Annotated in this window: 15 protein-coding genes and 1 tRNA gene; 11 read left to right on the top strand and 5 right to left on the bottom strand. The window is 72.0% G+C overall.

The window, feature by feature from the left end:
- The first annotated feature begins 96 nt into the window (after positions 1–96).
- Positions 97–169 (top strand) — tRNA-Ala (locus FHX74_RS06700).
- Positions 170–207: 38 nt separating this feature from the next.
- Complete coding sequence (locus tag FHX74_RS06695; RefSeq protein ID WP_182559318.1) at positions 208–501, top strand: putative quinol monooxygenase; 294 nt, start codon at positions 208–210, stop codon at positions 499–501.
- A gap of 390 nt (positions 502–891) precedes the next feature.
- Here FHX74_RS06695 and FHX74_RS06690 read toward each other — a convergent pair whose 3' ends face one another.
- Positions 892–1,044: an ATP-binding protein gene (locus FHX74_RS06690; RefSeq protein ID WP_182559841.1), complete on the bottom strand. Its 153-nt coding sequence runs from the start codon at positions 1,042–1,044 to the stop codon at positions 892–894.
- A 9-nt stretch (positions 1,045–1,053) separates the two neighbouring features.
- Positions 1,054–2,295 carry a cytochrome P450 gene (locus tag FHX74_RS06685; protein WP_182559317.1) on the bottom strand — a complete coding sequence of 414 codons (1,242 nt, stop codon included), beginning with the start codon at positions 2,293–2,295 and terminating at the stop codon, positions 1,054–1,056.
- Positions 2,296–2,393: 98 nt separating this feature from the next.
- On the opposite strand from FHX74_RS06685, the gene ygiD reads away from it, so the two are divergent.
- Complete coding sequence (ygiD, locus tag FHX74_RS06680; protein WP_328823675.1) at positions 2,394–3,269, top strand: 4,5-DOPA-extradiol-dioxygenase; 876 nt, start codon at positions 2,394–2,396, stop codon at positions 3,267–3,269.
- An 85-nt stretch (positions 3,270–3,354) separates the two neighbouring features.
- On the opposite strand, the gene FHX74_RS06675 is transcribed toward ygiD, so the two are convergent.
- Positions 3,355–4,224, bottom strand: coding sequence for a VOC family protein (locus tag FHX74_RS06675; protein WP_220483579.1), 870 nt, complete (start codon positions 4,222–4,224; stop codon positions 3,355–3,357).
- Positions 4,225–4,304: 80 nt separating this feature from the next.
- Here FHX74_RS06675 and FHX74_RS06670 point away from each other — a divergent pair, with 80 nt between their 5' ends.
- The 3 genes from FHX74_RS06670 to FHX74_RS06660 all read left to right on the top strand — a co-directional run bounded on the left by FHX74_RS06670 (position 4,305) and on the right by FHX74_RS06660 (position 6,416).
- Positions 4,305–4,799 (top strand): MarR family winged helix-turn-helix transcriptional regulator, encoded by a 495-nt coding sequence (locus FHX74_RS06670; RefSeq protein WP_182559316.1) that lies wholly within the window; start codon positions 4,305–4,307, stop codon positions 4,797–4,799.
- Between the two features lie 118 nt (positions 4,800–4,917).
- Positions 4,918–5,511 (top strand): hypothetical protein, encoded by a 594-nt coding sequence (locus FHX74_RS06665; RefSeq protein ID WP_182559315.1) that lies wholly within the window; start codon positions 4,918–4,920, stop codon positions 5,509–5,511.
- Between the two features lie 251 nt (positions 5,512–5,762).
- Complete coding sequence (locus FHX74_RS06660; protein ID WP_182559314.1) at positions 5,763–6,416, top strand: hypothetical protein; 654 nt, start codon at positions 5,763–5,765, stop codon at positions 6,414–6,416.
- A 16-nt stretch (positions 6,417–6,432) separates the two neighbouring features.
- Here the strand turns inward: FHX74_RS06660 and FHX74_RS06655 are convergent, their stop codons facing one another.
- Entirely contained in the window at positions 6,433–7,779 is a 1,347-nt protein-coding gene (locus FHX74_RS06655; RefSeq protein WP_182559313.1) for an FAD-dependent oxidoreductase, read from the bottom strand.
- Between the two features lie 126 nt (positions 7,780–7,905).
- Between FHX74_RS06655 and FHX74_RS06650 the strand changes: the two genes are divergently transcribed.
- The 5 genes from FHX74_RS06650 to FHX74_RS06630 all read left to right on the top strand — a co-directional run bounded on the left by FHX74_RS06650 (position 7,906) and on the right by FHX74_RS06630 (position 12,882).
- Complete coding sequence (locus FHX74_RS06650; protein ID WP_182559312.1) at positions 7,906–8,343, top strand: BLUF domain-containing protein; 438 nt, start codon at positions 7,906–7,908, stop codon at positions 8,341–8,343.
- 273 nt (positions 8,344–8,616) lie between these two features.
- Positions 8,617–9,984 (top strand): enolase C-terminal domain-like protein, encoded by a 1,368-nt coding sequence (locus tag FHX74_RS06645; protein WP_182559311.1) that lies wholly within the window; start codon positions 8,617–8,619, stop codon positions 9,982–9,984.
- 120 nt (positions 9,985–10,104) lie between these two features.
- On the top strand, positions 10,105–10,782 hold the full coding sequence (locus FHX74_RS06640; protein ID WP_328823674.1) for a response regulator transcription factor: 678 nt from the start codon (positions 10,105–10,107) through the stop codon (positions 10,780–10,782).
- Positions 10,783–10,801: 19 nt separating this feature from the next.
- Positions 10,802–12,049 (top strand): sensor histidine kinase, encoded by a 1,248-nt coding sequence (locus tag FHX74_RS06635; RefSeq protein WP_182559310.1) that lies wholly within the window; start codon positions 10,802–10,804, stop codon positions 12,047–12,049.
- A gap of 119 nt (positions 12,050–12,168) precedes the next feature.
- Positions 12,169–12,882 carry a DUF4232 domain-containing protein gene (locus FHX74_RS06630; protein WP_182559309.1) on the top strand — a complete coding sequence of 238 codons (714 nt, stop codon included), beginning with the start codon at positions 12,169–12,171 and terminating at the stop codon, positions 12,880–12,882.
- Positions 12,883–13,045: 163 nt separating this feature from the next.
- Here FHX74_RS06630 and FHX74_RS06625 read toward each other — a convergent pair whose 3' ends face one another.
- Positions 13,046–14,326 (bottom strand): GAF domain-containing sensor histidine kinase, encoded by a 1,281-nt coding sequence (locus tag FHX74_RS06625; protein WP_182559308.1) that lies wholly within the window; start codon positions 14,324–14,326, stop codon positions 13,046–13,048.
- Between the last annotated feature and the right edge of the window lie 27 nt (positions 14,327–14,353).

The following is a 14,353-nucleotide window of genomic DNA, read 5'->3' as shown; positions in this document are numbered from 1 at the left end:
GGGCCCACCCTCGCGCGGGCGGACGAGTTCTCCTTTGTCCGGCCCGAGCCGGGTGCTCTAATCTGAGCCGTCGGTCCGGCTCCGGCCGGCCCACCCGGGGCCATGGCGCAATTGGTAGCGCACCTGCTTTGCAAGCAGGGGGTTAGGGGTTCGAGTCCCCTTGGCTCCACCCCTCGCACCGTGCCTCGCACCCGTTAGCGTCGTGCCATGCCGATCACCTCGCTGCTCGACCTCCGTTTTCGTCCTGACGCTCCCGCTGATGCGGAAGCCCGGCTGAGCGCGGTGCTGGCCGACACCCGCGCCCGACCAGGATTCGTCTCGGCCGAGGTCGTGCGCGACCTCACCGACCCGCACCACCTGGTGGTGATCGAGACCTGGGAGTCGGTCGAGGCCGACGACGCCTACCGCGCCTGGCGCGCGACGCCAGAGGGGGCGAGCGAGCTCGGGGAGCTGACCGGCGGCCAGATCGCCCTGACCCGCTACGAGCCCACCAGCATCTGAACAGGACTGCACGGATTGCCGAGCAGGTGTGCACGCGACGCCGAGAACAGGCTCCGCGAAGTCCGTAGTGTTCTGGGTGTCAGGAACGAACGATCCGGACCCGAGGCGGCCCCCGACGCCGAGGCGAACGATCACCACCGGACCTGACGATCCGGAGCAGATTCCGGGCTGGCGGCCCCCGACGCCGGCACGAGATCCACACCGGAACCGACACGCACGACCATGACGTCACCAGGTGACTTCGTGGCGGTGGCCCCCGACGCCGCGACGAACGACCCGCCGACGCCCCGGCAGTACCCACAACCCGACACGCACCACAGCACAGGACCGGCAACCACGTCTCCCTTCCCCCGGAGTCGCGATTGCCGGTCCTGCTGTCGTGTCCGGACCTCAGCTCTCGCCGAGGTCGAGCCAGCCGCCGATCAGCGGGTGCAGCTGGTCGGCGTCGAGGTCGAGCGTGCCCGGGTGTCGCTCCACCCCCAGCGCCGCCAGGGTCGACTTGCCGATCCCGGGCGGACCGTTGAGGTGGATCAGCCGCGGCATGGCGGCAGGCTAGCCGCGGCCGACCTCCACCGGTTCGCGCTCGCGCACCAGCACCACCCCGCTCCGCGGCCGGGTCGGCAGCGGGCTGGCCGGCCAGTCGAGGTCCTGCTCCGGCAGCGTCCAGGCCCGCTCGGCCAGCGCCTGGCAGGCGGCATCGATCATCGCCAGCACCACGTCCTCGCCGGGACAGCGGTGCCCGGTGGCCAGCGCACCGCCACCCTGCGGCACCAGCGAGTCCGGCCGGACCGTCCGGTCGAGGAACCGCTCCGGCAGGAACCGGTCGGGCTCGTCCCAAGCCTGCGGGTCGTGGTTGGTCCCGTAGACGTCGAGCACCACCAGCCCGCCCGCGGGCAGCGGGGAGCCGAGGACGTCCTGGGCCCGCCGGGTCCGGGCCACCAGCGCCGGGACGAACGGGAAGTGCCGACGAACCTCCTGCGCGAACGCGTACCGCATCAGCGGGTCGTCCATCCGAGCCCGCCAGTCCGGCCGCTCGGCCAGCATCAGCGCCGCGAACGCCACGAACCACGACGACGCCACCGTCGGGCGCACCACGTTGAGGAACTCGACCCCCGCCACCCGGGCCGGCAACAACCGACTGGAGGGATCGGTGGCCCGGGCGATCACCACCAGTGGACTCCCCTCGGGTGCCGCCGAGCGTCCCTCGCGGACGTCGCGGACCAACCCGGCCGCCCACCGGTCGAGCGCCCGCCGGTCGGCGACGGCCCGCAGGTAGGGGCGGACCGGCCGCGCGAACCCGTCGACCACCGCGGCGAGCTGGCGGCTGCGGTGTCCGACCTCACTCCGGGAGCAGCGGACGCCGGCCCAGCTCAGCACCGCGCGACCGATCACGTCGACCGCCAACGGCCAGACGGTCCGCCGTTCCCCCGGCGCCCAGGCGTCGAGGGCGTTCTGCCACTCCTCCGCCGCGACCGCGCGGAGCCGCTGCACCGCGCGGGCGTCGAGCAGTCCGACGAAGATCGCCTTGCGCGCGTGGTGGGCCTCGTCGTCGAGTCCGTGGACCGCGCCGGGCCCGAACAGCACCAGCCGGATCGCCGCGGGGAAGGCGCCGTGCCGCTGCAGCCGGTCGTCGTAGAAGCGTCGGACGCCCGCCGGTCCGCCGACGAGCACGGCGCGGCGCCCGAGCAGGCGACACGGCACCGCCTCGCGTCCGCCGCGCAACCGGGCCGCCCAGCGATAGCCCTGCCGGGCGAGCGCGAGCGTCTGGTCGGATCGGGTTCCGGGTGGCGTCATGGTCGGGACGTACCCGGCGAGCGGCCGCTCGAACGTCCGACCGGCAGGCGCGTCGGCCTGCGAGGATGAGCCGACCGTCGACGTCCGTGAGGTGAGCCGTGTCCACACCGAGCAGTCCCGCGCTGATGCCCGCCGCGTTCATCGGCCACGGCAACCCGATGAACGCCCTGGCCGACAACCGCTACACCCGGGCCTGGCACGCGCTCGGCGCGGCGGTGCCGAAACCGCGGGCGATCCTCGTCGTCTCGGCGCACTGGTACATCAACGCGACCGCGGTCACCGCGATGCCGCGGCCCCGCACCATCCACGACTTCTACGGCTTCCCGCAGGAGCTGTTCGACGTCCAGTACCCGGCACCCGGGCTGCCCGGCTTCGTCGAGGAGGTCAGTGACGTCGTGCACCCGACCTGGGTGGGCGCGGACGTCGACAGCTGGGGCATCGACCACGGCACCTGGTCGGTGCTGATGCACGTGTTCCCGGACGCGGACGTGCCGGTGATGCAGCTGAGCATCAACGCCGACCAGGGCTTCGACTACCACCTCGATCTCGGCGCGCGGCTGGCTCCGCTGCGCGAGCAGGGCGTGTTGATCGTCGGCAGCGGCAACGTGGTGCACAACCTCGGCGGGATGAGCCCGACGCTGCCCGACGGCGGGTTCGACTGGGCGCAGCGGTTCGACGAGCAGGTCAAGCAGGTGATGGCCGACCAGCCGACCGAGACCGCGGCCCTCGACGGTCACCGCGACTTCGGCCACGCGGTCCCGACGCCCGACCATTACATCCCGCTGCTCTATCTGGCCGGGCTGGCCGGTGCCTCCGGGACGGGCGCCGACGTCCTCGTCGACGGGTACGCCTACGGGTCGCTCTCGATGACCGCCTACACGCTCGGCCTCGACTGTCCGTCCGGCGGAGCGGCCGAGCAAGGCGCGCCCGAGCTGCCCGCCGGGGCGCCGTCGGGCCGCGAGGCGAACATCTGAGGCCTCGCGCACCGTCCTCGACGACAACGGGGGAGATCCACACCGATGTCGGTGCGGATCACCCCCGTTGTGCGCGGATGGGGCCTCAGGCGGCCGGGCTGACCTCGATCCGGTTGGCCCACGGGTCCTCGAAGCGAACGGTGCGGCCGTCGTCGGAGGTCGGGACGCCGTAGAAGTCGAGCCGCTCGCCCAGGGCGCCGAGGTCGTCGAGGCCCGGGACCTCGATCCGGACCAGCCCGAGGCCCAGCGTCTGCTGCCGGCGGCCGGCGCCGCGGCTGTTCCAGGTGTTCATCGCCATGTGGTGGTGGTAGCCGCCGGCGCTGACGAAGAGCGCCGATCCGCCGAGCTCGGCCGTGGTCTCGAAGCCGAGCCGCTCGACGTAGAAGGTGCGGGCGCTCGGGATGTCGCCGACCGAGAGGTGCACGTGCCCGACCGTGGCCGGTCGTCGGTCCGCCTCGTCGACCGCGGTCTGGTCGAGGTGGTCCCGCAGGAACCGGTTCGGGTCGAGCTGCAGGCTGGCCATCTCGACCTGTCCGTGGGTCCAGCTCCAGGCCGTCCGGTCGCGGTCGGTGTAGAGCTCGACGCCGTTGCGCTCGGGGTCGGTGAAATAGAACGCCTGGCTGACCAGGTGGTCGGCGCTGCCGGTGAAGGTGCCCGGGTGGCGACTGGCCACCGACCAGACCGCGGTGGCCAGGTCGGCCTCGGTCTCGAACAGGATCGCCGTGTGGAACAGCCCGGCCGAACTCGGCGAGGCGTGCCGCATCTCGGGCGCGTGCTCAAGGATCACGACCGGTTCGGTGCCGCGGCCGAGCACCACCCGGCCGGCCTCGGTCCGCAGCACCGAGAGCGTGACCGCATCGCGGTAGTAGGCGGTCATCGCGTCGAGATCGGCGACGCGCAGCGACACGGCCCCCATCCGGGTGTCGGCGGCGAGCAGGTCTTGCGTGGACTCCATGGTGGGCCCTTCGGCTGGTTTGTTGTAGATACAAGTATCGTAGGCAGTGGTCGTTGAGATTTCAACCGAGGAGGGCTGTGATGGACACGCGCTGGCTGAGCGAGGACGAGCGGCACGCCTGGATCCGGCTGGCCGCGGTGGTGGAGCTGCTCCCGCGTGAGCTCGACGCGCAGCTGCAGCGGGACGAGCAGCTCAGCCACTTCGACTACTTCTCGCTGGCCATGCTGTCCGAAGCGCCGGCGCGGAGGCTCCGGCTGACCGCGCTGGCGGCGATGACCAACGCGACCCTGCCGCGGCTGTCGCGGGTGATGAGCCGGCTCGAAGCCGAGGGCTGGGTCCAACGCGAGCCGTGTCCCGGGGACAAGCGCGCGGTCAACCTGGTGCTGACCGAGGCCGGCTGGGAGAAGGTGGTGCACGCCGCACCGGGCCACGTCGGCACGGTGCGGTCGCTGGTCATCGACGTGCTCACGCCCGAGCAGATCGCGCAGCTGTCGGAGGTCCTCGACCGGGTGCTGGCCGTGCTCGACCCGGAGCAGCGGGTGATGGCGTCGGCCCTGCGGCCGTCGGGGACCTGACCGCTCTCCGGTGCGCGCATCCTGCGTGTCGGCGTTGTCCACAACTTCGCCGAGGTCGGTTGCGACTGCCCCCGGGCCGGGTGAGGATGAACGCCTTGTCGAGCCCAGGAGGGGGAAGGTGCGCCGATCGAGGTCGCTGGCGGCTGCCGTCGCCGCTGCCGCGTTGCTCGCGGCCGGGTGCACCCCCGATCCGCAGCCGACCGCCTCGCCGACGCCGAGCCCGACCTTCAGCTGCAGCACCTCGACGGTGACTGACCCGTGCACGCCGGAAAAGGCACAGAAGGAGAAGGAGCAGGCGGCAGCCGTCGCGGCCTCCACGAATGCCTACAAGGCGTTCTACGCGGAATACATCAAAGTTACTCGAGCCGGCGGCGCTATCGAACCCACTCCTACGATGAAGCGCTACGCCGCAGGTCCCTACCTTTCGGCATTCGCCGGTTATGTCGCGCAGATTCATAAGCAAAAGCTTCGATATACCGGGGACTTCGAAGTCGATACGCCGAAGTTCGAACCCGGGTTACATCGGTCTGACAGTCCTGCGACTGAGCTGACGTTCACCTTTTGCGTCGATGGCCGGCAGAACAGGATCATCGATGGCTCAGGCAAGGTTGTTGGTCACGGACTGCTCATCAAAGGCACCATGTACTTCAGGCAAATCGATAACGATTGGAAGATCTGGGAGTCCGACGATCAACAGGCCAGCAGATGTTGAGGCGCGGGTTTGGTGCCGCCGTCGTGCTCCTCTTGCTATGCGTCCCAGCAGTCGCGGAAGCGGACGTAAACGACCCCGGAGGAATCTCTCAATCCGGCAATACGACAACGGCCAAATCCTCAGGGCAGAACACCAATCCGGGTGGATCACAGTCGCCATCAGCGCCCCGGCGCACGCCCGAGCGGCCGCACGCGCGAGCCTCGCGATCAAACTCGAAAGCTCCTGATCCAGGAGCCGCCTACAAGGCGGCCATGGCGAAGTACCTCCAGGACTACGCCGCCTACCAGCGCCGCCGGGCCACCGGCGCCACCTGCGGGGACAACCTGAACGGCGGGTCCGCGTGCTCGCCCGGCCCCGCGCCGACCCCGCCGCCCGACAACGGCCAGGCCATCCGGGAGCTCACCCAGCCCAACCAGCCGGCCGCGCTGTCTCCCCAGCAGATCGCCGAGATCGCGGTGGCCCGGCTGACGGTCCCCGACGCGAAGCCGGCGATCGGACCGCCCCCGTCGATCAACCGGTGGAAGATGGCCGCCGTCGGCTATCCGCTCTGGCTGTCCGCAGGCACCACCACCCACATCGGACCCGTCACCGAGACCGTCGGCGCCCAGAGCGTCGCGCTCGACGCCCGGCTGGCCAGCGTCACCTACCGGATGGGCGACGGCCACACCCGCACCTGCGCCGGCGGCGGCACGCCCTGGACCGAGTCCGTCCAACCCGGCACCCCGTCGCCCGACTGCGGCTACACCTACAGCGCCCCGTCACTGCCGATGGGCGACTACACGGTGGTCGCCATCGCCACCTGGGCCGTCACCTGGACCATCAACGGCCAGTCCGGCGTCATCAATCTCTACACCGACAACGCCACCCAGCTCCCGGTCGGCGAGGTCCAGGCCCTGGTGCGCTGACCGGACACCCCGCCGATCAGGAGAACAGCGCGATCTCCGGCTTGGGCAGCGGCTCCGGCACCCCGCGCACCACCGAACGCAGCACGGACCGCACCACGGGCGGGCTGAACAGCAGCTTCGGGTCCCCCATCAGGTGGTAGACCCGGTTGAACGTCCGTACGCACGCCTCGTCGCCGGCCGCACTGAGCCGCATCAGCCGGGTCGTCCAGACCAGGCTCGCCCGCTGCACCGCGGTCAGCTCGCCGTCGCTGGTCGGCATCCGCAGGTCCTCACTGGTGGCCACCGACCAGGGCAGCTCGGTGATCGCCCCCACCCTCCGCTGCAGCCGACGGGTCGCCGCCCCGCCGAGCGGTCCGGCCCTGAGCGTCGGCTCGCTGGCCAGCAGCTCGGCCTGGCAGGCCGACACCGTGATGCCCTGGCCGTAGACCGGGTTGAACGCGCACAGCGCGTCGCCGACGGCCAGCAACCCGCCCGGCCAGTCGGACGCGTCGACGTAGCGCTGCCGCCGGTTCTGGGTCTGCCGGTGGATGATCACGTCCCCGTCCGGCTCCAGCCCGGCGATCAGGTCGGAGAGCGCCGGGTCGCGCAGGCTCCGGAAGAACGGCTCGAACGCCTCGTTGTCGCGGGTCGGACGGTCGTCGCCGTACCCGACCGCGCAGACCAGCCAGCGCCCGTTCTCGATCGGCAGCGCCAGCCCGCCACGGGGGTGCTCCGGGGTCGAGGCGACCAAAATCCCCGTCCGCAGCCCGAGGCGGGCACCGTCGGGCACCCGGTAGGCCCGGCAGGCGTACCCGACCTTGGCGTCGATCGTGTCCGGCTCGGGCACCCGGACGCCGAGCTCGGCCAGCCAGTGCGGCAGCCGCGAGCTCCGCCCGGTCGCGTCGACGACCAGCTCCGCGCTCAGCGGCTCGGCCCCGGCCCGCCGCACCCGCCAGCGGTCGCCGTCGCGCTCCAGCCCGTCGACCCGGGCCCCGCTCTCGAGCGTCAGCCCCGGTTGGGCCAGCACGTGCTCGCGCACGACCGCCTCGAGCACCGGCCGGCTGATCGAGATGATCTCGAAAGACCAGTCGTTCACCGGCGACCAGCCGTGCTCGCCGAACCACGGCATCCGCCCGGTGTTGAAGGGCACGCCTCCACGGGCGAGCAGGTCCTGCTCGACCCCGGGCAGCAGCGACTCGATGGCCAGCAGGCCGCGGTGCAGCAGGACGTGCGGCTGCCGGCTCTGCGCCACTCCGTCGCGCGGACCGGTGTCGGGGGCCAGCACGTCCCGCTCGAGCACGGTCACGTCGTACCCGCGGCGGCGCAGCGCGCTCGCCGACAGGAGCCCCGCGAAGCTCGCTCCGATCACCACCGCCGTCGCCACGCGATCAGTGTCCTCCCTCGGGCGCCCCCTGGGGAGTGGTGCTCGCCGCTTCGACGGGCTCAGCGCACGGCTTCAGCTCTCGTCCGGCTCAGCGCGGGTCACCCAGTGCCGTATTAGGCTGGCGTCGTGGTCTACTCCCTCGTCTACGTGAGCACGGCAACCCAGTTGCTGACCCACGACGACCTAGACGACATCCTGGCCACCGCGCACCGTCACAACGGCGAGCTCGGCGTGACCGGAGCCCTGCTCTACATCGACGGCAACATCATGCAGGTGCTCGAGGGCGAGGAGCAGACCGTCCGCGACCTCTACACCCGGATCGCGGTCGACCCCCGCCACCACGGCCTGATCACCATCTGGGAGGGCGACCGCCCCGAGCGGCAGTTCCCGTCCTGGACGATGGCCTACCGCAATCTCGACCTCGACGACGACAAGCTCAGCGGTTACAGCGAGTTCCTCAACACCCGGCGGACCGACAACCAGGACTTCGGCCCGAGCCCGTCGGTCTGCCAGCGGCTGCTGATGAGCTTCCGCCGCACCCTGGCCGCCTCCAGCTCGCTCTGAGCCCGGCGCGCGCTGAGCGCGCGCACACCCGAATCATCCGATGTCATGGCGCCAGCCGTCGATGTCAGGCTCGTGAGTACCCGCCATGTCGGTCGTCCAAACGGCTTGCACGCGGGTTCAGCGGTGCGGAGAATGAGCCAAAGGTAGGAGGACTCGTTCCCGCGGGGATTCACCGAGACCCCGTCGGTCGCGATAGCCTGGCCGCTCGCCGCGGCAGTCCTCGGCTGCACCGGAGCACCCGCCGGCGAGCGACAACGAAAGATGGTGGAAGAGATGACCGTCAGCCCTGACCCCTCGGACCCGCACAACGTCATCACCGAACTCGAGGTGCACGACGTCCGCTTCCCCACCTCGCGGCACCGCGACGGCTCGGACGCGATGAACCCGTTCCCGGACTACTCCGCCGCCTACCTGGTGCTGCACACCTCCTCGGGCGAGAAGGGTTACGGCCTGGTCTTCACCTCCGGCCGCGGCAACGGGCTGCAGGCCGCGGCCATCAAGGAGCTCGAGCCGCTGGTCTGCGGCACCAGCATCGACGCGGCCATCGCCGACACCGCCGAGCTCTCCGCCCGCGTCACCAACGACGGCCAGCTGCGCTGGCTCGGCCCGCAGAAGGGCGCCATCCACATGGCCGCCGGCGCCGTGGTCAACGCGGTCTGGGACCTGGCCGCCCGCCGGGCCGGCAAGCCGCTCTGGCAGCTGCTCAGCGAGCTGAGCCCCGAGCAGCTGGTCGGGCTGGTCGACTTCCGCTACCTCCGCGACGCACTCACCGAGGACGAGGCGCTGGCGCTGCTCCGGGCCGCCGAGCCCGGCAAGGCCGAGCGCACTGCCCGGCTGCTGGCCGAGGGCCACCCGGCCTACACCACCACCCCGGGCTGGCTCGGCTACGACGACGACAAGCTCCAGCGGCTGTGCAAGGAGGCCGTCGCCGACGGCTTCGGGATGATCAAGCTCAAGGTCGGGGCCGACCCGGCCGAGGACGTCCGCCGGCTCGGCCTGGCCCGCGCGGCCGTCGGGTCGGACGTGCCGATCGGCATCGACGCCAACCAGGTGTGGGGCGTCGCCGAGGCGATCGAGTGGGTCGGCAGGCTCGGCGAGTTCGATCCCTACTGGATCGAGGAGCCGACCTCGCCGGACGACATCCTCGGCCACGCCGCGGTGCGCAAGGCGGTCAGCCCGATCAAGGTCGTCACCGGCGAGCAGTGCCAGAACGTGATCATGTTCAAGCAGCTGCTGCAGGCGGACGCGATCGACGCCGTCCAGCTCGACGCCTGCCGGGTCGGCGGGGTCAACGAGCTGGTCGCGATCATCCTGTTGGCCGCCAAGTTCGGCGTGCCGGTCTGCCCGCACGCCGGCGGCGTCGGGCTGTGCGAGCTGGTGCAGCACTTCGCGATGTTCGACTACGTCGCGGTCGCCGGTAGCTGGGACGACCACTACCTCGAGTACGTCGACCACCTGCACGAGCACTTCGTCGAGCCGGTGGTGATCGAGAACGGTCGCTACGTGGCTCCGCGGGTGCCCGGCGGTGGCGCGGAGATGAAGCTCGACAGCATCGCCGAGTTCACCTATCCCGACGGGCCGGCCTGGCGCGACGAGACCCTCGAGGCGCTGCACGCCGAGCCGTCCTTCTCCGCACCCTGACCCGCACCCGACCCGCACCTGACGCGGGGCCGTCGCCGTCCGCGACACGGCCGCCGCTGCTGTGACGCGATCGTGAGGTCGTCGTGGTGAGCTTGCGGGGTGCGGCCGCGACTGTTGTGGGTGGAGGACGACCCGGTCATCGGTGAAGCGACCCAGCTCAACCTCGAGCGCTACGACTACGAGGTGGAGTGGGCCACCGACGGCCTGCGCGCCTGGCAGATCTTCGAGCAGCACCGGGGCGACGACGCCGCCTTCGACGTGGTGCTGAGCGACATCATGCTGCCCGGTCTCGACGGGATCAGCCTCTGCCGACGGGTCCGCGGCGTCGGGGACACCCCGTTCCTGCTGGTGTCGGCGCGCGGCGACTCGATCGACGTGGTCACCGGGCTCGAGGCGGGCGCCGACGACTACGTGACCAAGCCCTTCGACGTCCAGGTGCTGCTGGCCCGGCTGCGGAGCGTCGCCCGGCGTTCGTTGCCCACCGGCAGGGCCGAGTCCGGAGCCGCGACCGAGCTCGAGACCTACGGCGACCTCACCCTCGACCGGCAGGCGCTCGAGCTCCGCCGCGACGGCGAACCGGTGCCGCTGACCCCGACCGAGATGCGGCTCTTCCTCGAGCTCGCCGACAACACCGGCGTGGTGCTGTCGCGGAACACGCTGCTGACGCGGGTCTGGGACTACCCCGACTGGGCCGACGACGCGCACCTGGTCAACGTCCACATCCAGCGGCTGCGGGCCAAGATCGGCAACGACCGGATCGAGACCGTCCGCGGGTTCGGCTACAAGCTGCGCCGATGAGCCCGGCCGGGACGCGCTGATGCGCACCGGGCTGCGGCTCCGGATCACCGCGTCGATCGCCGCGGTGGTGCTGGTCGCGGTGGCCGGGTTGGCCGTCGCCGTGCACCTGCTGGTGATCCAGAACCGGATCGACGCGCAGCGCAGCAACGCCGACGCCCAGATCCGTGCCGCCATCGAGATCTACCAGGCCACCGACCTGCTCAGCTTCGGCGCGCAGGTGAACGACCCCGCGCTGCCGAGCCGGCTCCGCGACGCCGTCCGCGCCGACGGCGCACGGGCCACCCTGGTCACCGGCGGGAGCACCCGCGAGCTGTGGGCGGCCGGGCGGTCCGGGTCGACGGTGCTGAGCATCCGCAGCACCTTCGCGGCCGTCGACCCGGGCGTCCGTGCGGTCGACCAGTCGCTGCTGGTCGCCGGCGTGGCGACCGTGGTGCTGGCCAGTCTGATCGGTGCCGGGCTGGCCACCGGTCTGTCCCGTCGGCTGCGGCTGGCGGCCGGGGCGGCGCGAGCGGTCAGCCGCGGTGAGGACACCTCGCTGCGGGCCGCGGTCGGCCCCGGACACGACGAGGTCGGCGCGCTCGCCGACGCCGTCGACGCGATGGCCGAACGGCTGGCCGAACAGCTGCGCTCGGAGCAGCGGGTGACCGCCGACGTCGCGCACGACCTGCGGACGCCGGTCACCGGGCTGGCCGCGGCGGCCTCGCTGCTCGACGACTCGCGGCCCGCCCAGCTGGTGCGCGACCGGGTGGCGGCGCTGACCAGCCTGGTGCAGGACCTGCTCGAGGTGGCGCGGCTCGACACCGGGGTGGAGACCGCCGAGCTCGAGCACGTGGTGCTGCCCGAGCTGGTCCGCCGCTCGGTCGACCGCGGGATCGCCACCGGCGAGTACCCGGCCGGCGCGGTCGAGGTCTACGGCGGCGGCGACCAGGTGATGATCCTGACCGACCCGCGCCGGCTCGACCGGGTGATCAGCAACCTGGTCCGCAACGCGCTCCGGCACGGGCGGGCCCCGGTGGAGATCGACACCCAGGCCCACCGGATCATGATCACCGACCACGGGCCGGGCTTCAGCCCCGAGTTCCTGGCTGCGGGTCCGCAGCGGTTCCGGCAGGACAGCACGCACCGCGACGGGCACGGGCTGGGTCTGATCATCGCCACGGGTCAGGCCGGCGTGCTGGGGGCCCGGCTGAGCTTCCAGAACGCTCCCGAGGGCGGCGCCCGGGTGATCATCGACCTGCCCGGGTCGGCGCCACGGTCGGACGCCTGAGCACCGGTCCCGCCGGGGACCCGGTGATCACGAGCGGTGATGACGGACTGTGACGAGGCTGTGACGTCGCGGTGCCGGGGCTGGGACGAAGGCGGCCTACCGTCGAGGACATGAACACGATGACGCGCCCGGCGGTGCTCCGGCGGGCTTCAGCGGTCCTCGGTGCCGGTGCGCTGCTCGTGCTGGCCGCCGGTTGCGGCAACGGGGTGCAGACCACCGCCGCCGGGTCGGCCGTACCGGCTCCGAGCCAGAGCTCCGTGAGCCCGACCTCGAGCACCAGCCCGACTCCCGACGACTCGACCACCAGCTCGTCCTCGGGCTCCGGCTCGAGCACCGCGACGAGCACGCCCTCCAGCAGCTCGGAGAGCACCAGCAGCAGCCCGAGCAGCACCCCTGCGGGCACGCCCACCTGCACGCTCGGCGACCTCGACCTCGGGGTCAAGACCGCCGACGGCGGCGGCGCGGCCGGCAGCGTCTACGTGCTGCTGACCTTCACCAACACCAGCGCGAGCAGCTGCAACCTCTACGGCTACCCGGGCGTCGCCTTCGTCGGCGACAAGAACGGGACGCAGCTCGGCTCGGCGGCCACCCGTGCGGAGAACGGCAAGGCCGGCGTGGTGAAGCTTGCTTCGGGCGAGGCCACGACCGCGCTGCTCCAGATCGCCAACGCGGGCAACTTCGACGCCAAGTCGTGCGCCCCCACCACCTCGGACGGCTTCCGCGTCTACCCGCCGGCCTCGACCACCGCGGCCTACGTCCCCTACAAGACGCAGGCCTGCCAGCGGACGGACGTCAAGCAGCTCCAGGTGTCCCCGGTCGGCACCTCGGGCTGACTCCCACACGTGGCCGGTGCCCGGCCGTTTCCCCAGGACGGGCTCTTTGTCGGTGAGCCATGTCGGGCACCGGCCGCAAGATCACGACCGCCGTCTCCGGCCGCCACCCCCAGGGTGGCGGCCGTTCGAGGTCCCCGGGGGACGGTCGGGCGGGCGATCGGGTTCAGGCAGCCGGCAGGCTGACCGCGAAGGCGGCGGCCGCACCCGAGCGGCTCACCCGGACGTCACCGCCCATCGCCAGCACCAGGTTGCGGGCCACGTAGAGACCGAGGCCGGGCCCGGCGGGCGCGACCGCGGCGGGCTCGGCGACGGGGTCGACGTCGCGGACCGCTGCCCGGTGGATGGGGGTGACGGTCGCCGCCTCGCGGCGGGCGAACGGGACGAACTCCTCGCCCGCGGCCGGCAGCCGGATGCCCTGCCCCTCGACCGAGACCACCACCGTGTCGCCGTTGCGGCGGAGGGAGACGTCGAGCACCGCTTCGTCGCCGGAGTGCTCGACGGCGTACTCGACCAGGTGACGGATGGCCCGCTGGATCCCGACGCGGTCGGCGCGCACCCGGGCCGCCTCACCGACCGGGTGCCGGACCGTGCGGTGCGGGCGTTCCTGCCGCACCGCCCCGACGACGTCGTGGATGACCTGCCCGACCTCGACCGGCTGGAGCTCGAGCTCGCGGCTCATCGCGTCCTCGCGGGCCTCGCCGAGCAGCTGTTGCATCCGCCGATGTGCGTCCTGGGCAGCGGTCCGGAGACCGTGCAGCGCGGCGACCCGGCGCTCGTCCGGCATCGACGACCACGAGGTCATCAGCTGGTCCGCGAGTCCCTGGATGGCCAGCAGCGGTGCCCCGAGCTCCTCCTCGGCCTCGGTGAGCACCAGGGCCGAGTCGCGCAGCCTCGAGGCCGCCTGCTCGGCGCGCCGGGCCTCGTCGTCCCGGGTCTGCTGCCAGCGGTCGGCGAGCAGACCGGCGAGCATGGCCATCACCTCGATCAGCTCGGCGTCGGCCGGCACCGTCCGCCGGCTCGCCCCGCACAGGGTGCCGAGCAGCCGGTCCTCGCCGTCGCGGACCGGCACCCCGACGTACGAGCGGATGCCGAGCCGGACGCTGAGGGTCTGCTCGGGCCACTCGGCGGCTGCGTCGGTGGTGGCGCAGACCCCGCTCTCGAGAGCCTGTCGGCAGACCGTCTGCTCCCAGTCGATCTGCGCGCCCTCGAGCACCGTCGGGTGCCCGCTGCGGTCGTCGACGAACAACACCTGCTGCTCGTGCCGGAGCGGGTCGACCGAGGTCAGATAGAAGGTGTCGAACGCGGCACACCGGTGCAGCAGGTCGAGGAAGGGGCGGCTGACCGCCTCCAGGTCGTGGCTGCCACTGACCGCGCGGGCCGCGGCCACCAGGGCGTCTGTCTCGACGGTCGTCGGGGGGACCGCATCGACCGCAAAGTTCGACACGAAACAATCTTAGGCGTACGCGACGGG

Source organism: Microlunatus kandeliicorticis (assembly GCF_014137855.1).
In the GTDB taxonomy this organism is placed as follows: domain Bacteria; phylum Actinomycetota; class Actinomycetes; order Propionibacteriales; family Propionibacteriaceae; genus Microlunatus; species Microlunatus kandeliicorticis.
This window is presented reverse-complemented; position numbering and strand designations above follow the sequence as displayed.

Excerpts from the sequence above, each read along its gene's own strand:
- FHX74_RS06690 (WP_182559841.1), bottom strand. The coding sequence starts at position 1,044 with ATGCCGCGGCTGATCCACCTCAACGGTCCGCCCGGGATCGGCAAGTCG.
- FHX74_RS06685 (WP_182559317.1), bottom strand. The coding sequence starts at position 2,295 with ATGACGCCACCCGGAACCCGATCCGACCAGACGCTCGCGCTCGCCCGG.
- FHX74_RS06630 (WP_182559309.1), top strand. The coding sequence starts at position 12,169 with ATGACGCGCCCGGCGGTGCTCCGGCGGGCTTCAGCGGTCCTCGGTGCC.
- FHX74_RS06645 (WP_182559311.1), top strand. The coding sequence starts at position 8,617 with ATGACCGTCAGCCCTGACCCCTCGGACCCGCACAACGTCATCACCGAA.
- FHX74_RS06660 (WP_182559314.1), top strand. The coding sequence starts at position 5,763 with ATGGCGAAGTACCTCCAGGACTACGCCGCCTACCAGCGCCGCCGGGCC.
- FHX74_RS06675 (WP_220483579.1), bottom strand. The coding sequence starts at position 4,224 with ATGGAGTCCACGCAAGACCTGCTCGCCGCCGACACCCGGATGGGGGCC.
- FHX74_RS06670 (WP_182559316.1), top strand. The coding sequence starts at position 4,305 with ATGGACACGCGCTGGCTGAGCGAGGACGAGCGGCACGCCTGGATCCGG.
- FHX74_RS06635 (WP_182559310.1), top strand. The coding sequence starts at position 10,802 with ATGCGCACCGGGCTGCGGCTCCGGATCACCGCGTCGATCGCCGCGGTG.
- FHX74_RS06695 (WP_182559318.1), top strand. The coding sequence starts at position 208 with ATGCCGATCACCTCGCTGCTCGACCTCCGTTTTCGTCCTGACGCTCCC.